Origin of the sequence: Leifsonia sp. C5G2 (assembly GCF_013359685.1) — a bacterium.
GTDB lineage: Bacteria > Actinomycetota > Actinomycetes > Actinomycetales > Microbacteriaceae > Leifsonia.
The window spans coordinates 17,806-36,792 of the sequence record NZ_JABFMV010000001.1 but is presented as its reverse complement, the minus strand read 5'-3'; the positions used below and the strand labels follow the sequence as shown (position 1 = coordinate 36,792).

Here is an 18,987-nt window from a genome sequence, read left to right as displayed (position 1 = left end):
CATGAAGGTTCTGGTCACCGGCGGGGCGGGGTACATCGGCAGCCATGTGGTGTGGCAGCTGCGCGGTCGAGGCGACGAGGTGACAGTGGTCGACGACTTCGTCACCGGCATCGCCGAGCGCATCGGCGACACGCCTTCCCACCGGCTCAGCCTCGAGAACGAGTCCGCCGTCGACGAGCTGGCGGCGATCCTGCGCGGCCACGACGCCGTCATCCACTTCGCCGCCCGGAAGCGCGTCGACGAGTCGGTGCGGCGACCGGCGTGGTACTACCAGCAGAACGTGGGCTCGCTGGCGAACGTGCTGCTCGCCATGGAACGGGCCGACGTCCCGACCATCGTGTTCTCCTCGTCGGCAGCGGTGTACGGCTCCTCCGAGGGCGAGCACCTGGTCGAGTCGACCCCGACCGAACCGATCAACCCGTACGGCCGCACCAAGCTGATCGGCGAGCAGCTGCTCGGCGAGGCCAGTTCAGCGGTCGGGATGCGCGCTGCCAGCCTCCGGTACTTCAACGTCGCGGGAGCGGGACGGCCGGAGCTCGGCGACACCGCGGTCCTCAACCTGGTTCCCATGGTCTTCGAGCGCATCGACCAGGGGCTTCCGCCTCTCATCTTCGGCGACGACTACGCCACGCCCGACGGGACGTGCATCCGTGACTACATCCACGTCAGCGACCTGGCCGACGCGCACCTCGCGGCGCTCGACCTGCTCGCCCGGGCAGAGGGGCCGGGGCACGAGGTGTTCAACATCGGGACCGGCTCGGGCAGCTCGGTGCGGGAGATGGTGGACGCCATCCTCGCCGTGTCCGGCTCCGACCTCGTGCCGGAGGTCCGCCCGCGGCGCGCCGGCGATCCGGCCGTGGTCGTGGCGGACCCGGCCAGGGCCGCCGAGGCCATGGGATGGCGGGCTCGGTTCGGGCTGACCGACATCGTCGAGTCCGCCTGGTCGGCGCACGCACTGCTGTCGGTCACGGATGGCTGAACCCGCTCGCGTCTCCGTCGCGCTCTGCACGCACAACGGCGCCCGCTACCTCGCCGACCAGCTGCACTCCATCGCGCAGCAGTCGCGTCCCGTCGACGAGCTCCTGGTCTCGGACGACGACTCGACCGACACCACGGTCGACCTCGTCGAAGACTTCGCGGAGCGGAGCGCGGACCGGGCGAACGTGAGCGTCACCGTCAACCGACCCGCCCTCGGCGTCACCAAGAACTTCGAGTCGGTGCTCGCGCGGGCCACCGGCGACGTCGTCCTCCTCTCGGATCAGGACGACGTCTGGGACCCCGACAAAGCCCGCGTTCTCGCCGCACGGCTCGACCCTGCGCGGGCGCAACTCGTCTTCACCGACGCGACGATCGTCGACGGCGCGGGGGTGTCCGCCGACGAGACGCTGTTCGGCAACCTCCGGGTCTCCGAGGCGGAGCTCGCCGCGGTCGAGAGCGGCCGTGCGGCGGAGACGCTGCTGCGGCGCAACATCGTCACGGGAGCGACGGCGGGCATGACCCGCCGTCTCATCGAGCTCGCGCTCCCGATCCCGGAGAGCTGGGTGCACGACGAGTGGCTCGCGGTGTCCGCGGCATTCCTCGGCGACGTGCTGGTCGACCGCCGCGCTCTGACGTCGTACCGGCTCCACGGCGCAAACGAGATCGGCGCCACTCGGCTCGGCGCGAGAGCGGCTCTCGGCCGGCTGACCGAATCGCGGTCCGGACGCAACGCGCGACTCCTGGAGCGGGCGCGAGCCCTCGCCGAGCGCTACGGCGACCACCCGGCGGTCCGTCCTGACCTGCGCGAGGCAGTGCGGGCGAAACTCGCGCATGAGGAGGTGCGGTCGGCGTACCCCGCCTCCCGGCTGCGCCGTGTCCGCCCGGTGCTCGCTCAGCTGCGGTCCGGCTCGTACGCCCGGTTCGGCCTGGGGGCGCAGGACGTCCTGCGCGACCTCGTTCAGCCCGTCTGAGCGCCCTCGCGGTCAGCTCGCGTCGCGGTGCGGCAGCCGCAGCCGCCAGCTCATGCCCTGCGATGCCTTGACCGTGCAGATCACCAGCAGCATCCAGCCCGCCTCCACCAGGATCGAGCTCTCGAAGACGCTGGTCACCAGCAGGGCGACGAGCACCAGCGGCGCCCAGGCGTAGACGACGCTGCGGCGGTTCGAGGCGAGCAGCCAGGAGCGGCTGAACGCCAGTGCGATCAGGGCGACGAACAGCAGCAGGCCGATCACGCCGACCTGCAGGTAGACGTCGAGGTAGGCGTTCAGCCCGTCGGCGTGGTAGACCCCGGTCGCGGCCTGGATGGCGGTGAACGGATAAAGGTCGGTGGGCCACGACCCCACCCAGCCCCAGCCGACCGTCTGCTCCACCGGGATGAGCTCCCAGATCTGGATCCACAGCTGGTAGCGGACCTGGAAGTCGGCGCGGGCGTTCAGCAGGTCGATCACGCGCGTGCGGTAGATGTACGCCGTGACCAGCACCGCGACGGTGAAGATCGCGAGCCCCCACTGGAAGTAGGGCCGCTGGTTTGCCGGCACCTTGCGCAGCAGGTACAGCGCCAGGGTGGCGAGGCCGACGACGACCGAGACGGCCGCGATGACGGGGGAGTGCGCGAGAAGGATGCAGAGTGCGGCGAGCGTGATCGAGTACGCGGCGACCGGGGGCCGCACCGAACGCGTCCGTAGCTCGACGAGGAAGGTGACGAAGGCGATCAGCGCGACGATGCTCAGCTGATTGCGGGTGCCGAAGAGGCCCTGGATGGGTCCGCCGAAGGCGATGTTGCCCTGGATGCCGAGGAAGCGCATCGGGGCGTCGAGCAGGAGGCCGCTGAGCACCTCGAGCGAGAGCGAGAGCGTGAGCAGGAACCGGAGGGCGTCGCCCACCACGCGGACGATCTGGATGGCGTCGCGCACCAGTGCGATGTAGACCGCGAGGAAGGCGAAGATCAGCTGGTAGATCACGCCGGCCAGCGTCGCCCACTGGTACTGGCTCCAGAGGAGGGAGAGGGCGCACCAGCCGACGAACAGCAGCGCCGAGACGGGCAGGAGCCCGTGCCACTCGATGAGCTTCCACTGCGCAGCGAACGACACAGCGGCCAGGACGACGAGCACGCCGAGGGCGCCGATCAGGCCGGGCCACCCGATGAGGGCGCGGATCGCGTGGGTGGAGAACCCGACGACCACCGCCAGCAGTGCGAGGGTGGATGTGAAGCGCGCGGAACCCAGGAACTCGGTGACCGCGGGCGGCACCAGGGTCCGAGGGGGCGTTGCCATGATTCGATCCTAGGCGGCGACGGGCGGCGGGCGAGGAACCGGGGCCGTTCCGCCGCCCGCCGACCCGGGCGGTCGCTCAGCCGACCTGCCGGATGGTGCGCTTCCGGACCAGGATGACCATCGCGAGACCCAGAACGACGATCAGCGCGGCCGGGGCGGAGAGGGCGGCGAGATCGACCCCGGTGGCGGCGAGCTCGGTGGTCGCTCCGGTGGCGGCCGTGGAGGTGGCGGCTCCCGTCTCCGGCTGCCGGGCGTCCTCGCCGCCCGCCGTCGGCGGCGAGGCGGGGAACGCCGCCTCCAGCGCCGCGGCGAGCTGGGACTCGAGGAAGGCCTGTCCGGCGGAGTTCGGATGCATCGCCCCCTCCGCCACAGCGGGCGGCGACAGGGAGATCAGCGACACCCCGTTGAGGTAGGGGTCGGTGGTTCCGGCGCACGGCGTGTGCGCGTCCGAGGCGGCGAGGGTCGAGACGAAGCGGGCGCCGTTGCGCTCGACCGCGGCCTTCTGTGCGGAGTCGAGAGCCGCACTGACCTCGGCGATGAAGGCGCGGTCGACCTCGGTGAAGGGGAAGGAGTTCGCCGGAAGCGGCGGAGCGCCGTTCCCCAGTGCGGAGGAGAAGCAGCCGGCGTCCGGCGCGGTGGCGTCGGTCGGCGCGAGCGACGGGTAGCCGAGCATGATGATCTCGGCGTTCGGCGCCTTCTGCCGGATGGCTGCGAACATCCCGTCGTAGAGCGGTGCGACGGACGTCTCGATCAGACGGGGCAGGTCGCCGAGCTGCGACGCGCAGTTCGCGACGGAGGGCGATTGCAGCAACGGGCCCTGCGGGGACGCGGCGACGCAGCCGGCCAGCCGGACGAAGCCGGCGTCGTTGCCGCCGATCATGACGCTGACGACGGAGGTGTCGGCGGTCAGAGCGTCGAGCTGTGGCGGCACGGTGCCGCCGGGCACCTGCTGCGCGGTGCCGACGACGTTCCCGATCGTCGCTCCGGCGCAGGTCGCATCCGTCAACTGCAGCCCGTAGGTGCGGGCGACCCGATGCGGGACATTGTCGGCCGACTGCCCGCAGCCGGGCGCCGGAGTCGTGGAGTACGGCGGCAGCCCGTACCCGGAGGCGAAGGAGTCGCCGAGGGCGACGTACTTCTTCTCCGCCAGGGCCGCGGTGCTCGCGTGGGCGGGCGCAGAGGTCGCCACGGCGGTCGCAACGGCGATGCAGGCGATGGCCGCGACGCGCGCGACGATTCTCGGTGTCATCCGTTCGGATCTCCTCTCGAGGAGAGGACACGGATGTCCTCCCCTAGGGAGGACGAGAGTGCGTGCTATTCGATGACGGTCCCGCCGGCCGAGGTCAGGGGGCCGTCCGCTTGGTGGCGACGCACAGGGCGACGAGCAGCGCCCAACCGCCCTCGATCAGGATGCGGCTCTCGGCGAAGCTCTGCGCGATCAGGGCCGCCAGGAGCAGGAGCGGGAGCAGGGCGATCGCCCGGTAGGGCTGCACATCGGTCACGCTCGTTCGGACGCGGTCGACGGCGAGGAACCAGGACCGGCCGAAGGTGGTCAGCACCACGAGGATGAACACGACGAGCCCGACGATGCCGAGCTGCAGCCAGACGTCGAGCCAGGCGTTGTGCGCCTGGAGGTACTCGACGCCGTTGCGGGTGGCGAGGCCGTCGAAGGGCTTCACCCACGGCGCCCAGTAGCTGACCCACCCCCAGCCGAACACCGGCCGCTGCTGGGCGAGCCCCGTGACGGCCTTCCAGATGTCGAGGCGGCCGGTCAGGTCCTCGCTCTTGCCGAAGAGCGCCGGGATGCGGGACGCGAACACCGACACCAGCACGATCACCGCGGCGATCGCGGCGAGCCCGACCACGTACACGGGCGTCCGGCGCGCGGGCCCGGCGCGCCGTGCCCAGAGCGCGAAGCCGAGCACGACGGCCGTGACGATGGCGGCGGCGATCACCGTCGCCGACCGCGTCAGCGCGAGTGTCAGGGCGGCGACCACCAGCCAGGAGATCGCGGACCCGCGGCGAACCGTGCGGTCGGCCAGCTGGATGCCGAACACGACGAGCGACAGCAGCGCGATCATCGCCAGCAGGTTGCTGTTCCCGACGATGCCCTGGATCGGGCCGCCGTGGAACAGCAGCTCCCGGCTCCAGAAGAACGCCTGCGGGAGCTTGCCGCTCGGCACCGGCTGCGCCGGGGTCAGCGGGAGCACCGGATGCCGGACGAACACGGCGACGACGAGCTCGAACAGCAGCGACAGGCCCAGGATCCAGCGGAAGGCGTTCCCGAGCGCGCTGAGCAGCCCCGGCCAGCCGAGCCGCAGTCCGAGGAACAGGCCGCCGATGGTCGTCGCGAGGGTCGCGAGCACGCCGAGAGCGCTGGCGCCGGGATAGGCGGACCAGGCGATCGACACGATCGCGAACGCCAGGAACAGCACGAGCGTCTTCGGGGTGGTGCGCCAGCGGAACGACGGACGCGAGCGGACCACCAGCACGGCGCTCACCACGGCCAGCACTCCGGCCAGGGCGAAGTACCCCGGCCAGCTGATCAGGTTGCGCCAGAAGTCCCCCGCGAAGAGCGTGAACAGGATGAGCGCGGCCAGCACGGCCTCGCCCGTCCCCGTGGCGGTGCGCGCGGCGCGCACGCGGTCGTTCAGCACGGGGCTCGGGCTCGTCACCCCCGAAGGATAGCTCACCGGTTGGGCGTGGCCACGAACAGCGTGCCGGCGCCGGAGGCCACGCCGAGCGGGCCCTCGTCGGGCGTGACCAGCACGGACTCGCCGCGGTGCACGGTGAACGATCCCGAGCGGCCGTGCAGCTCCAGCGTCCCCTCGGTGCACAGCGCGATCGCCGGCCCGTCGAGCGGCAGCTCGGCCGACGCGACCTCGCCGCCGACCGCGACGCGGGTGAGGCGGAAGTCGGGGACGTCCGGCCGGAACACCTCGACGCCGGGTGCGGGGTGCTCCGGTGCCAGGGGGGCCGCCTCGATCGGGGTGAAGTCGAGCACCGACACGAGCTCCGGAACGTCGATGCGCTTGCGGGTGAGCCCACCGCGGAGCACGTTGTCGGAGGCCGCCATCAGCTCGATGCCGAGGCCGCGCAGGTAGGCGTGGATGTTGCCCGCAGGCAGGTACAGCACCTGTCCCGGTCGCAGGGTCGCCCGGTTGAGCAGCAGCGCGAGGACGATGCCGGGGTCGCCCGGGAACGCGGCGTGCAGCATCCGGACCGTGTCGGCGTCGCGGTCGTCCGCCAGCTTCTGCGCGGCGGCGACCACCTCGGTGACCAGCAGGTCGACCTCGGTGTCGTCGCCGAGGATCCACTCGGTCGCCCGGCGGAGGACCTCGCCCGGCTCGCCCTCGAGCGTGCGGGCGAAGCCGGACAGTACCGCTCCGCCGGGCGTGGCGGCAGCTAGGCGCAGTAGCGCGTCCCGGCTCTCCGCGGGATCGCGGAAGCCGCACAGCGCCTCGAATGGGTCGCTCAGCGCGAAGATCAGCTCCGGCTTGTGGAACGGGTCCTTGTAGTTGCGGTCGGGGGAGCCGGCGGCGAGCCCCGCCGCGTTCTCCCGCTCGAACCCCGCCCGCGCCTGCTCGGGCGACGGGTGCGCCTGGAGCGACAGTGGACCGTCGGCGGCGAGCACTTTGAGCAGGTAGGGGAGGTCGTGCGTCGGCTGCCAGGAGGCCAGGTCGGGGGCGCCGTCGGTCAGGGCCGGGTCGAGGACGCGCGCGGGCGAGCCGGGATGGGCGCCCAGCCACAGCTCCGCCTCCGGTCCGCCGCTGGGCTCGGTGCCGAGGAGTCCGGCGATCGCGGTGGTGGACCCCCAGGCGTAGTCGCGCGGGGTGTTGCCGATGGGCACAAACATGCGTCCTCATCCCTTTCGTTCCGTTGGACCAAACTACCAATCGCTTTTGCTCGGCAGCGCCGCATCCCTAGGCTGGCGGCGGCCAGACCAACACTGTGGACGCACGGGAGCGCACATGCCCTTCGAGACCATCGCCGGCGATTTCTACGGCTTCGAGAACCTGCTGACCGATCGCGAGAAGGAGTTCATCGCGACCCTCCGCGCGCAGCTCGAGTCGGAGGTCAAGCCGATCGTCAACGAGTACTGGGAGAAGGCGGAGTTCCCGCACCAGATCATCGACGTGCTGCACAGGAACGGCGCCGTCGGCCTCGGCTTCGCGGAGACCGCGCCGTTCGAGAACTCCGCGGTGTTCCGCGGCTGGGTCGCCCTGGAGCTCGCGCGGATCGACGCGTCCGTCAGCACCTACGTCGGCGTGCAGAACGGCCTCGCGCTCGGCGCCATCGGCGTCTGCGGGTCGGAGGAGCAGCGCGCGGAGTGGCTGCCGAAGCTGGCGAGCGGCGAGGTGCTCGGCGCCTTCGGCCTGACCGAGCCCACCTCCGGCTCCGACTCGGCGCAGGGCCTCAAGACGGTGGCCACGCGCGATGGCGACAACTGGGTCCTGAACGGCTCGAAGCGCTGGATCGGGAACGCGACCTTCAGCGACATCACCGTCATCTGGGCCAAGAGCGCGGAGGACGGCCAGGTGAAGGGCTTCATCGTCCCCACCTCGACGCCCGGCTACACGGCCACGAAGATCGAGGGCAAGCAGTCGCTTCGGATCGTGCAGAACGCCGACATCACGCTCGAGAACGTGGTGGTGCCGGAGTCGCTGCGGCTGCAGAACGCGAACAGCTTCAAGGACACGGCCCGCGTCCTCCGGCTCACCCGCGCCGAGGTCGCCTGGGCTGCGGTCGGCGTCGCGGTCGGCGCGTACGAGGCGGCGCTGCGCTACACGAAGGAGCGCGTCCAGTTCGGCAAGCCGATCGCCGGCCACCAGCTGATCCAGGACCTGCTGGTGAAGTCCCTCGGCAACATCACGGCCTCCATCGGCCTGTGCACGCGCGTCTCGGAGATGCTGGACGCCGGCGAGCAGCGCGACGAGCACTCGGCGCTGGCGAAGGCGTTCGCGACCGCGAAGATGCGTGAGACCGTCGCCTGGTGCCGGGAGGCGCTCGGCGGAAACGGCATCGTGCTCGACTACGACGTCGCCCGCTTCTTCGCGGACGCCGAGGCGCTCTACTCCTACGAGGGCACGCGCGAGATGAACACGCTCATCGTCGGCCGCGCGATCACCGGCCAGGCCGCCTTCGTCTGACGTTCTCCGCCGCCCGCTAGGGTGGGAAGCTCCATCGAGCAGCAGGAGGACCGCCCGTGGCGTGGTTGGTGACCGGAGGAGCAGGCTATATCGGGGCGCACGTGGTGCGTGCGTTCCGGGAGCAGGGGATCGACGTCGTCATCGTGGACGACTTGTCGAGCGGGCACGCGGAGTTCGTGCCGGCGGGGGTCCCGTTCTACCGCGGCACGATCCTCGACGGGGAGCTGCTGGCCGCGATCTTCGCCGAGAACACGATCAGCGGCGTCGTCCACGTCGCCGGGTTCAAGTACGCGGGCGTCTCGGTGCAGCGGCCGCTGCACACGTACGAGCAGAACGTCACGGGGACCGCGGTGCTGCTCGCCGCGATGCAGGACGCCGGCGTCGACGCGATCGTGTTCAGCTCGTCGGCGGCCGTGTACGGCACCCCGGATGTGGACATCGTCACCGAGGCGACGCCGAAGAACCCGGAGTCGCCGTACGGCGAGTCGAAGCTGATCGGGGAGTGGCTGCTCCGCGACCAGGGCGTGGCCGCCGGACTTCGCCACACCTCGCTCCGCTACTTCAACGTCGTCGGCTCCGGAGACGCCGGCCTCCGCGACACCAGCCCGCACAACCTCTTCCCGCTCGTCTTCGACGCGCTCGTCGAGGGGCGGACCCCGCGGATCAACGGCGACGACTACCCGACGCCGGACGGCACCTGCGTGCGCGACTACATCCACGTGGCCGACCTCGCCGAGTCGCATGTGGCGGCGGCGAAGCGGCTGGATGCGCGCGACACGATCGAGCCCGTCTACAACCTGGGCAGCGGCGACGGCGTCTCGGTCGGTCAGATCATGTCGACGGTGGCCGAGGTGACCGGGATCGATTTCACCCCAGAAGTGGGGCCTCGACGTGCGGGGGACCCGGCGAGGATCGTGGCATCGGGAGAGCTCGCCGCGCGCGACCTCGACTGGAAGATGCGTCACACGCTCCGCGAGATGGTGCGCAGCGCCTGGGAAGCCCGTCAGACGGCGTCCTGAGACTGCTCCCGGCCCGCCCGTCCGACCCGGGCGTGTCGGGATTGTTGTCGTTCTCCGGCGCGTCGTGAACTCTCGACCTGCGGTCAAGGCTTTACGATTCGCGGCTTGACGTGAGCGAATGACAACGGTGTAATTAGAGCTACACGGGAATCTCGTGTTTCAGCAGTTGATGGGTGGGGAGACCGATATGCCAGTTCCTGAATATCGTTCTGGGGTACCCGACGACTGGTTCATCGACCCGGTCCGGCTCGGGGTTCCGGGCGTGCGGGCGGCGGATGTCGACGACGACAATCCACTCGCGTGGCAGACCGACGCGCTCTGCGCCCAGACCGACCCGGAGGCCTTCTTCCCGGAGAAGGGCGGGTCCACCCGCGACGCGAAGCGCATCTGCACGTCGTGCGAGGTCCGGTCGCAGTGCCTCGAGTACGCCCTCGCGAACGACGAGCGCTTCGGTATCTGGGGCGGCCTCTCCGAGCGCGAGCGTCGCAAGCTCCGCAAGCGCGCCGGCTGACGCGGTCTGAGCAGACCCGCAGCCCCCTCCCAGGATCCACGCCGCGCCCGGCGCAAAGACGGAATCGGCGCGACCCCAACCTAGGCTGACTCCCGATGTATCCGAGAGTCACCGCCATCGTCGTCGCCCACAGCGGCGGCCCCCGCCTGCAGCGCACTCTCGACGCCCTCGCGGACCAGACCCGTCGACCGGACGCCGTGATCGCCGTCGACTGTGCGACAGCCGACGACGCCACCCGGCTGCTGTCCGAGGCGCAGCCCACCCAGCTGATCTCCGTGTCGGAGAAGCTGCCCTTCGGGCAGGCCGTCGCCACGGCCGTCCGCGTGCTGCCGACCGCCTCCGGCCCCGAAGAGCTGCTCTGGCTGCTGGCGCACGACACCGCTCCGGAGCCGCAGGCGCTCGAAGCCCTGCTCGCCGCGCTCGAAGTGTCCCCCTCCGTCGCCGTCGTCGGCCCGAAGCTGGTGGACGCGGAGGACCCGGCGTTCATCCGGGAGTTCGGCGAGACGATGACCCCGTTCGGCGCCTCCGTGCCGCTGGTCGAGAACGAGCTCGACCAGGCGCAGCACGACGGCCTGAGCGACGTGCTCGCGGTCTCCAGCGCAGGGATGCTGGTCCGCCAGGCGCTCTGGGAGCGACTCGACGGCTTCGACCCCGCCCTCCCGACGGTGGACGACGGACTCGACTTCTGCACGCGCGCCCGGCTCGCCGGCTTCCGCGTGACGCTGGTCGCCCAGGCGCGCGTCGCGCTCGGCGGCGACGGCGTCGCCGGTCCCAACCTGTCGTCCAAGTGGACGGTGCGCCGCCGGCTGGCGGGGGAGCGGCGCCGTGCGCAGCTGCATCGCCGTATGGTCTACGCGCCCGGCTGGGCCGTGCCGCTGCACTGGCTGACCCTGGTGCCGCTCGCGATCCTGCGCGGCCTCGTCCGGCTGCTCCGCAAAGAGCCGGGCTCCATCGGCGGCGAGCTGGGGGCGGCGTTCCGCGTGGCCTTCTCCGGGATGGCCGTCGGCAGCGCCCGCCGGAGGCTCGCCTCGGCACGCGAGGTCGGCTGGGCGGCGGTCGCGCCGCTGCGCATCCCGTTCTCCGAGGTGCGCCGTGCCCGCGCGCTGAAGCGCGAGGCCGCGCTCGTGCGGCAGCAGGGCGAGAAACAAGACCTCGACTTCTTCGGCACCGGCGGCGGCTGGACGGTGCTCGCCGCCCTTCTGGTCGGCGTCGCGCTGTTCTTCCCGCTCGTCGGCTCCGGAGCGTTGAGCGGCGGCGGTCTCCTCCCCCTCGATTCGTCCGTCGGCCAGCTCTGGGCCGGCCTGGGCTACGGCTGGCGGGATGTCGGGCTCGGGTTCACCGGAGCGGCCGACCCGTTCTCCGCCGTCCTCGCCGTGCTCGGGACCATCACCTTCTGGCAGCCCTCGCTGTCCCTCGTCCTGCTCTGGGTGCTCGCCCTGCCCCTCGCCGCGCTGGGCGCATGGCTGGCCGCGGCCCGGCTGACGACCCGCGCGACCCTTCGCGCGTTCGGTGCTCTCGCGTACGCGCTGGCGCCGACGCTCCTGGTCGCGTTGCAGGGCGGCCGTCCTTCCGCAGTGCTCGCGCACATCCTGCTGCCGTGGCTGTTCTTCGCGGGACTCGCGGCGCGCCGCTCCTGGGCGGCCAGCGCCACCACGGCGCTGCTCGCGGCGGCGACGGTCGCCTGCGCGCCCATCCTCATCCCCGCCCTCGCCGTCGCCTGGATCGCGGCGATCGTCTTCGCCGGCCGGCGCGCTGCCCGGATCGTCTTCATCCCGCTCCCCGCGGTCGTGCTCTTCGCACCCCTGGTGTGGCAGCAGGCGGCGCGCGGCGCCTGGCTCTCGGCGCTGGCCGATCCGGGCGTCCCGGTGGACGCCCGACAGACACCGGCCTGGCAGCTCGCCCTCGGCTTCCCCGACGGCGTCCTCGGCGGCTGGCACCAGCTCGCCACGAGTCTGATGCTGCCGCCCACCGCCGCCAACATCGTCGTCCCCATCCTGCTCGCGCCGCTCGGCGTGCTCGCCATCCTCGCGCTGTTCCTCCGCGGGACCGTGCGGGCCATCGTCGCCCTGCTGGTGGCGCTCACCGGGTTCCTGACCGCCGTGACGGCGCTGCACCTGCAGCTCGCCGTCACCGGAGGGACAGTGGTCCCGATCTGGCCGGGCAGCGCCCTGAGCCTGTACTGGATCGGCCTGGTCGGGGCGGCGGTGCTCGCGCTGTCCGCGCTCGGTCGCGCCGCGCTCTACCCAGCCTGGGCCGCGATCGTCACCCTCGCGATCGTCGCGGTGCCGCTGGGCATCGCCTCGCTGAACGGCACCGCCGCGGTCGCGGAGAGCGACGGGCGCACCATGCCGGCCGTCGTCACGGCGAAGGCGTCCACCCAGCCGCGCGTCGGGACGCTGCGCATCGTGCCGCAGCCCGACGGAGGCATCCGCGCCGAGCTGGTGCGCGGGAGCGGCAGCACGCTGAACGGGCAGTCGACCCTGGCCGACACGGAGCGCCGGCTGACGACGGGGCAGCGTGACCTCGCGCAGCTCGCCGGGAACCTGGCCTCGCGCAGCGGCTACGACGCGACGACGCAGCTGAAGAAGCTGGGTATCGACTTCGTCCTCCTCGCCCCGTCGGCGACCGCCGTCGGCGACGCCGACCCGTCCGCGGCGGAGGCCACCCGTGCGCGAGCCGCCGTGGCGATGGATGCGAACCCGGTGCTCACCTCGGTCGGCGCCACCGGGAACGGCCGGCTGTGGGCGTTCGACAGCGGCACGTCCGCGGTCGCACCCGCGGCGCGGATCCCGGCCGATGCCGGCGGGATCTGGCGGGTCGTCGTGCTCATCGTGCAGGGCGTGGTGATCGGCGTGACGCTGCTCATCGCCATCCCGACCAGCCGGTCGGCCGACCGCGTCTCCGAGCTGTCGGCGCGCCGCCCGCGGCGCGGCGAAGACGACGAGCTGGCGGTCGAGCCCGACGACGAGCCGGACGAGCCGGACGCCGTGGCCGACGGTGTGGCCGCCGAGAGCATCGACGAATACGAGGCGGAGCCCGAGGACGAGGCGGCCGTCGAATCCGCCGAGCTTCCGGAACCGGTGGCCGAGCCGGAGCCGGTTGCCGAGCCGGAGCCGCTGGCCGAGCCGCGGCCGGTTGCTGAGCCGGTTGCCGAGCCCGTGGCCGAGCCGGAGCCTGGCGCCGAGCCCGAGCCCGAGCCCGAGCCCGAGCCCGAGTTCGCACCGACACCCGAGCCGGCCACCGAGCCGCAGGACGACCGCCCCTTCGGCCGGGAGACGGAGCGCGTGACCACCCCGCCCGCCCCCACGACGCTCGAAGACGGACTGGAGGAGACCATCATCCGACCCCGACGCACCTTCGACGGAGGCGACCGTGGCTGACCGCAGAGGCCTGGCCCGCATCGGCTTCCGCACCGCGGGCGCCGTCGTCGGAGTCGCCGTCGCCGTGGTCGCCGTCGCCGGCGCCACCCTGCTCCCCCTCCCCGACTTCGCGATCGGTGCGCCGTCGCAGACCGTGACGCCGGTCCCCGCGGACCAGCAGCGGGTCTGCCCCGGGCCGCTGCTCGAGCTCGCCGCCGACGCGGGAGCCGCGACGCGCCCGAGCGCGGTCGGCGAACCCTCCTTCTCGACCGACTCCATCGGTGCCGACGTGCGCTCGCGCTCACTCAAGCCCGACGCGGACACCACGTCGCCGGACGAGGCGCCGCTGCTCGCCTCGGTGACCACGCCCCAGGGGGCCACGACCTCGCCGCTGTTCGCCGGCGCTCAGAGCCAGAACGCCACCGCCCCCGACCTCGCGGGCCTCGCGGCCGCCTCGTGCGCGGAGCCGAGCGCCGACACGTGGCTCGCCGCCGGGTCGACCTCTCTCGGTCAGACGAGCCTCGTGCTGCTGTCCAACCCGAGCGAGGTGGATGCGACCGTCGACCTGTCCATCTACACCGAGACCGGTCCGGTCAGCGCCCCCGGCGCCGCCAGCATCCTGGTGCCCGCCGGATCGCAGAAGGTCGTGCCGCTCGCCGGCCTCGCGCCGTCGGCCGCCGCTCCCGTCGTCCGGGTCCGCACCTCCGGCGGCGAGGTGGTCGCCTCGTTGCAGCAGAGCTACGAGGTCGGCATCCAGCCGCGGGGCGCGGAACTCGCCGGCGCGACGGGCGCCCCGGCCCGCCAGCAGGTGATCCCCGGCGTCACCCTCGGCTCGATGGCCGCGATCGAGGCCGCGCAGTCCGCCGAGGGCGTCGGCGTCGACTACCCCGTGGTCCGGCTCCTCGTGCCCGGCGACACGGACGCGCAGGTCACCATCGGCGCGGTCGGCGAGGCCGGCACCGCCGCGGGCGACTCCTACGCCACCACGGTCAAGGCCGGCACGGTCGCCGAGGTACCGCTGCAGCGGCTCAAGGACGGCAGCTACACCGTCACCGTCAATTCCAGCGTCCCGGTGGTCGCGGCCGTGCGCACGTCGGTGATCGGGGCGAAGCTGCGCGACTTCGCCTGGTTCTCCTCGGCCCAGGACCTGCAGAAGGACGCGCTCGCGGTGATGCCCACCGGCGGCGTCGCGGCGCTCCACGTCGCCAACGCGGGGGACTCCGACCGCACGGTCTCGATCGAGCCGCTCTCCGGGGGCAGCACGCTCACGCTCGCCGTCCCGGCCGAGGGCGGGTCGCACATCCGGCTCCCCGCGGGCAGCTACCGCATCACGGGCGCTGATGGCCTCCGCGGCAGCGTCAGCCTCACCGGTGACGGGATGACGAGTTCGTTCGCGCTCGCGCCTCCCGGTCCGCTCGCCGCGCCGATCACGGTCTACCCGAACTGATCGCGCGGCCGTGGCCGCATCCTGACCGCGGGTCAGAAATGGCGGTAGCGGTCCGGTGCCAGATCCCACGGGTCCTTGCCGAGCAGTTCGGCGACCGCGCGGAAGACGCAGCCCTCGATGTACATCCGCCGGTGGCTCTCGTCGTCTCGGTGCAGCTTGGTGAGCCGCTGGATGGGCACCCGGTAGAGCACGATGCGTCGGCCCGACGCATCGACCCGCCACCGGTCGACGCCGTCGCCCCCGGAGTTCCCGATCGGCGTCGCCGCGACCTCGAAGTGCACGTCGGCGAGCTCCTCCGGCCAGACCCCCTTCAGGTAGTCGGCGGTGGAGGCGACGGTCATGTCGAAGAAGTCGATCCGGTTCTGCAGCATGGGCAGGTGAGGGCCGGTCACTGGACCGCGGGCGCCGCGCCCGTGCCTGCTCCGCCAGCGGCTCGTCGCCGGGGTCTGGCGGCTGGTGCGGCGGTTGCGGGGCATGTCGCCATCCTACGTCCGCGGGGCTCGGGTATTCTGAGCCCGATGTTGAGCCGTCCCTGTTCCCGTGTCGCTTGTCCGCGCGACGCCGTCCAGACGCTCACCTACGTCTACGCGGACTCGATGGCCGTCCTCGGGCCGCTCAGTCTCAAGCACGAACCGCACGCCTACGACCTGTGCGCGATCCACGCGGAGCGGCTCTCGCCGCCGCAGGGCTGGCAGATCGTGCGGCACGTCGGCGTCACCGAAGGCTGAGCGCCGCGCCCGCGGGCGGCGGCCCTCGCGGTAGGTTAGGGCCATGAGCGCCGCCGACAACCGCCTGCAGTCCGTCGTGAAGACCTACGACATCCGGGGTCTGGTCGGAAGCGACCTCACCGAGGACGTCGTCGAGGCCATCGCCGCCGCCTTCGTGGACGAGGTGGAGGCGGCACGGGGCGACGTCGTCGTCGGTCACGACATGCGCGACTCCTCGCCGGCGTTCGCCGCCGCGTTCGCCCGTGGAGCCCAGGCCCGCGGCGCCGACGTCGTCTCCATCGGGCTGTGCTCGACCGACGAGTCGTACTTCGCCTCCGGCTACCTCCAGGCGCCGGCCGCCATGTTCACCGCCAGCCACAACCCGGCCACCTACAACGGCATCAAGCTGTCGCGCGCCGGAGCCCAGGGACTCAGCATGGACACGGGGCTGCGCGCGGTGCGCGACCGGGCCGGCGCGTACCTGCGCGACGGCATCCCGGCGGTCGACCGGCCCGGCAGTTTCCGCGAGGAGGACGTGCTGGAGCGCTACGCGGACTACCTGCGCTCGCTCGTCGACCTGTCCGGCATCCGGCCGATCACGGTCGTCGTGGACGCGGGCAACGGGATGGGCGGCCTGACCGTGCCCGCCGTGCTCGGCGAGGCGGCCGGACTGCCCGCGCTGCCCATCACGATCGTCCCGCTGTACTTCGAGCTCGACGGCACCTTCCCCAACCATGAGGCGAACCCGCTCGAGCCGAAGAACCTGGTCGACCTGCAGCGTGCGGTCGTGGAGCACGGGGCCGACCTCGGGCTCGCCTTCGACGGCGACGCCGACCGCTGCTTCGTGGTGGACGAGCGCGGCTCTGCGGTGACACCGTCGGCGGTCGCGGCGATCGTGGCGCTCCGGGAGATCGCGCGCGCCCGCGCCGAGGATCCGGACGCGGAGATCACCGTCATCCACAACCTGATCACCTCGAACATCGTCCCCGAGACCATCGAGGCGGCGGGAGCCGTGCCGTTGCGCACGCGCGTCGGGCACTCGCTCATCAAGGACGCGATGCGGACGTCCGGAGCGGTCTTCGGAGGCGAGCACTCGGCGCACTACTACTTCCGCGACTTCTGGAGCGCCGACAACGGCATGCTGGCCGCGATGCACCTGCTCGCCGAGTTCGGGGCGCAGGACCGCCCGCTGTCGGAGCTGTCGGCCCGCTACACGCCGTACGCGATGTCCGGTGAGATCAACTCGACGGTCGACGACGTCCCCGCCGCGTTCACCCGGGTGGTGGAGGCGTTCACCGGCCGGGCCGAGTTCGACGAGCTCGACGGGCTGACCGTGACCGGCCAGGTCGGCCAGGACGACCCGTTCTGGTGGTTCTCGGTGCGGCCCTCGAACACGGAGCCGCTGCTCCGCCTCAACGTGGAGGCGGCCGACCAGCCCACGATGGCCCGCATCCGCGACGAGGTGCTCGCGCTCATCCGCGCTTGAAAAGACAGGGCATGAGAGGATATCCGCATGCCTAGCTCCACCGCCACGTCCCTGCCGTTCAAGGTCGCCGACCTCTCCCTCGCGGAGGCCGGGCGGCACCAGATCCGGCTCGCCGAGAACGAGATGCCCGGCCTGATGGCCCTGCGCGCCGAGTTCGGCGACAGCAAGCCGCTCGCCGGCGCGCGCATCGCCGGGTCGCTGCACATGACCGTGCAGACGGCCGTGCTCATCGAGACCCTGGTCGCGCTCGGCGCACAGGTGCGCTGGGCGAGCTGCAACATCTTCTCCACGCAGGACGAAGCGGCCGCCGCCATCGCCGTCGGACCGGACGGCACCCCGGAGACCCCCGCCGGCGTCCCGGTGTTCGCCTGGAAGGGCGAGACGCTCGAGGAGTACTGGTGGTGCACCCAGCAGATCTTCGACTGGTCGGCCGAGGCCGCCGGCGCGGGCGCCGACTGGACCGGCCCCAACCTGATCCTCGACGACGGCGGCGACGCGACGCTGCTCGTCCACAAGGGCCGCGAGTTCGAGCAGGCGGGAGCCGTGCCGGACGACGCAGAGGGCGACAGTCACGAGTACCGCGTCATCCTGGCCGCCCTGCGCGAGTCGCTCGCCTCCTCGAAGGACCGCTGGACGCGCATCGCCGCCGACATCCTCGGCGTCACGGAGGAAACCACGACCGGCGTCCACCGCCTGTACGAGCTGGCCAAGGCCGGCGAGCTGCTCTTCCCGGCGATCAACGTCAACGACTCGGTCACCAAGAGCAAGTTCGACAACAAGTACGGCATCCGCCACTCGCTCCCGGACGGCCTCAACCGCGCGACCGACGTGCTCATCGGCGGCAAGGTCGCCTTCGTCGCCGGCTACGGCGACGTCGGCAAGGGCGCGGCGGAGGCGCTGCGCGGCCAGGGCGCCCGGGTGATCGTCAGCGAGGTCGACCCGATCAACGCGCTGCAGGCGGCGATGGACGGCTACCAGGTGGCCAAGCTCGAATCGGTCATCGACCAGGTCGACATCCTGATCACCGGGACGGGCAACGTCAACGTCGTCACGCTCGACCACCTCCTCGGGCTCAAGCACCTCGCGATCGTCGCGAACGTCGGCCACTTCGACAACGAGATCGACATGGCCTCGCTGGAGGCGCTGCCCGGCGCGGAGAAGGTGGAGATCAAGCCGCAGGTGCACGAGTGGCGCCTGCCGACCGGTCGCAGCATCCTCGTGCTCTCCGAGGGCCGCCTGATGAACCTGGGCAACGCCACCGGCCACCCCAGCTTCGTGATGAGCAACTCGTTCACCAACCAGGTGCTCGCCCAGCTGGAGCTCTACGTCTCGCCCGAGAAGTACCCGGTCGGCGTCTACGTGCTGCCGAAGCACCTCGACGAGAAGGTCGCCCGCCTGCACCTCGACGCGCTCGGGGTGGAGCTGACGACGCTCACCGATGAGCAGGCCGCCTACATCGGCGTCCCCGTGGACGGCCCCTACAAAGTCGACCACTACCGCTACTGATGGTGCTCGAATTCGCCGACCGGGAGCTGCCCGGCGGCATCGTCCTCCGGGTGCGGACGGAGCAGGACTCCGCCGCCCTCGCCGCGGCGTACCAACGCAACCGCGGGCACCTCGCGCCGTGGGACCCCACCCGCACCGAGGACTTCTTCACCGAGGACGGGCAGCGCGCGCAGACGCGCGAGCTGCTCGCCCTCCGCGAGATGGACGCCGGCCTCCCGCTGGTGCTGGCCGACGGCGACGACATCGCGGGCGGGATGACGCTGAGCGGGATCGTGCGCGGCGCGTTCCAGTCGGCGACGGTCGGCTACTGGCTCGACCGCGCCCACACCGGCCGCGGGCTGGCCTCCGAGGCGCTCGCGGCCGTCATCGAGGCCGCGCGCGACCAGTACGGCCTGCACCGCATCCAGGCGGCGACGCTGCTCGCCAACCACGCCTCGCAGTCGGTGCTCACCCGCGCCGGATTCGAGCGCATCGGCGTCGCGCCGAAGTACCTGCAGATCGCGGGGCGCTGGCAGGACCACGTGCTGTTCCAGCGCATCCTGCACGACTGA

16 protein-coding genes are annotated in these 18,987 nt (G+C 72.0%); 11 read left to right on the top strand and 5 right to left on the bottom strand.

Annotation, left to right across the window (positions count from 1 at the left end; all coding sequences use genetic code 11):
• Position 1 precedes the first annotated feature (1 nt).
• Together galE (HNO83_RS00155) and HNO83_RS00150 are read left to right on the top strand one after the other, a co-directional pair.
• Positions 2 to 979 (top strand): UDP-glucose 4-epimerase GalE, encoded by a 978-nt coding sequence (gene galE / locus HNO83_RS00155; RefSeq protein WP_175335496.1) that lies wholly within the window; start codon positions 2 to 4, stop codon positions 977 to 979.
• Complete coding sequence (locus HNO83_RS00150; RefSeq protein ID WP_175335495.1) at positions 972 to 1,949, top strand: glycosyltransferase; 978 nt, start codon at positions 972 to 974, stop codon at positions 1,947 to 1,949. The genes galE (HNO83_RS00155) and HNO83_RS00150 overlap by 8 nt, the downstream gene beginning before the upstream one ends.
• Positions 1,950 to 1,961: 12 nt before the next feature.
• On the opposite strand, the gene HNO83_RS00145 is transcribed toward HNO83_RS00150, so the two are convergent.
• From HNO83_RS00145 to manA, 4 genes are all read right to left on the bottom strand, one after another.
• The gene (locus tag HNO83_RS00145; RefSeq protein ID WP_175335494.1) at positions 1,962 to 3,251 is read right to left on the bottom strand and encodes an O-antigen ligase family protein; all 1,290 of its coding nucleotides are present in this window, start codon (positions 3,249 to 3,251) and stop codon (positions 1,962 to 1,964) included.
• Between the two features lie 76 nt (positions 3,252 to 3,327).
• On the bottom strand, positions 3,328 to 4,500 hold the full coding sequence (locus tag HNO83_RS00140) for an SGNH/GDSL hydrolase family protein (RefSeq protein WP_175335493.1): 1,173 nt from the start codon (positions 4,498 to 4,500) through the stop codon (positions 3,328 to 3,330).
• Between the two features lie 94 nt (positions 4,501 to 4,594).
• Complete coding sequence (locus tag HNO83_RS00135; RefSeq protein WP_175335492.1) at positions 4,595 to 5,926, bottom strand: O-antigen ligase family protein; 1,332 nt, start codon at positions 5,924 to 5,926, stop codon at positions 4,595 to 4,597.
• A gap of 14 nt (positions 5,927 to 5,940) precedes the next feature.
• Positions 5,941 to 7,107 (bottom strand): mannose-6-phosphate isomerase, class I, encoded by a 1,167-nt coding sequence (manA, locus tag HNO83_RS00130; protein ID WP_175335491.1) that lies wholly within the window; start codon positions 7,105 to 7,107, stop codon positions 5,941 to 5,943.
• A 115-nt stretch (positions 7,108 to 7,222) separates the two neighbouring features.
• On the opposite strand from manA, the gene HNO83_RS00125 reads away from it, so the two are divergent.
• The 5 genes from HNO83_RS00125 to HNO83_RS00105 all read left to right on the top strand — a co-directional run bounded on the left by HNO83_RS00125 (position 7,223) and on the right by HNO83_RS00105 (position 14,737).
• The gene (locus tag HNO83_RS00125) at positions 7,223 to 8,401 is read left to right on the top strand and encodes an acyl-CoA dehydrogenase family protein (RefSeq protein WP_175335490.1); all 1,179 of its coding nucleotides are present in this window, start codon (positions 7,223 to 7,225) and stop codon (positions 8,399 to 8,401) included.
• Between the two features lie 56 nt (positions 8,402 to 8,457).
• A complete protein-coding gene (gene galE / locus HNO83_RS00120) occupies positions 8,458 to 9,420 on the top strand; it encodes a UDP-glucose 4-epimerase GalE (RefSeq protein ID WP_175335489.1) in 963 nt (320 codons plus the stop codon).
• A 187-nt stretch (positions 9,421 to 9,607) separates the two neighbouring features.
• Entirely contained in the window at positions 9,608 to 9,931 is a 324-nt protein-coding gene (locus HNO83_RS00115) for a WhiB family transcriptional regulator (protein ID WP_175335488.1), read from the top strand.
• 95 nt (positions 9,932 to 10,026) lie between these two features.
• Positions 10,027 to 13,311, top strand: coding sequence for a glycosyltransferase family 2 protein (locus tag HNO83_RS00110; RefSeq protein ID WP_175335487.1), 3,285 nt, complete (start codon positions 10,027 to 10,029; stop codon positions 13,309 to 13,311).
• Positions 13,304 to 14,737: a DUF5719 family protein gene (locus HNO83_RS00105; protein ID WP_175335486.1), complete on the top strand. Its 1,434-nt coding sequence runs from the start codon at positions 13,304 to 13,306 to the stop codon at positions 14,735 to 14,737. Before HNO83_RS00110 ends, HNO83_RS00105 begins: the two co-directional genes overlap by 8 nt.
• A gap of 32 nt (positions 14,738 to 14,769) precedes the next feature.
• Here the strand turns inward: HNO83_RS00105 and HNO83_RS00100 are convergent, their stop codons facing one another.
• The gene (locus tag HNO83_RS00100) at positions 14,770 to 15,213 is read right to left on the bottom strand and encodes a metallopeptidase family protein (RefSeq protein WP_175335485.1); all 444 of its coding nucleotides are present in this window, start codon (positions 15,211 to 15,213) and stop codon (positions 14,770 to 14,772) included.
• A gap of 42 nt (positions 15,214 to 15,255) precedes the next feature.
• On the opposite strand from HNO83_RS00100, the gene HNO83_RS00095 reads away from it, so the two are divergent.
• Genes HNO83_RS00095 through HNO83_RS00080 form a run of 4 tightly spaced genes read left to right on the top strand, consistent with a single transcriptional unit; the run spans position 15,256 to position 18,987 of the window.
• A complete protein-coding gene (locus HNO83_RS00095) occupies positions 15,256 to 15,465 on the top strand; it encodes a DUF3499 family protein (RefSeq protein ID WP_175335484.1) in 210 nt (69 codons plus the stop codon).
• Between the two features lie 43 nt (positions 15,466 to 15,508).
• Positions 15,509 to 16,930: a phosphomannomutase/phosphoglucomutase gene (locus HNO83_RS00090; RefSeq protein WP_175335483.1), complete on the top strand. Its 1,422-nt coding sequence runs from the start codon at positions 15,509 to 15,511 to the stop codon at positions 16,928 to 16,930.
• Positions 16,931 to 16,957: 27 nt separating this feature from the next.
• Positions 16,958 to 18,436 carry an adenosylhomocysteinase gene (ahcY, locus tag HNO83_RS00085; RefSeq protein ID WP_175335482.1) on the top strand — a complete coding sequence of 493 codons (1,479 nt, stop codon included), beginning with the start codon at positions 16,958 to 16,960 and terminating at the stop codon, positions 18,434 to 18,436.
• On the top strand, positions 18,436 to 18,987 hold the full coding sequence (locus HNO83_RS00080) for a GNAT family N-acetyltransferase (protein ID WP_175335481.1): 552 nt from the start codon (positions 18,436 to 18,438) through the stop codon (positions 18,985 to 18,987). The genes ahcY and HNO83_RS00080 overlap by 1 nt, the downstream gene beginning before the upstream one ends.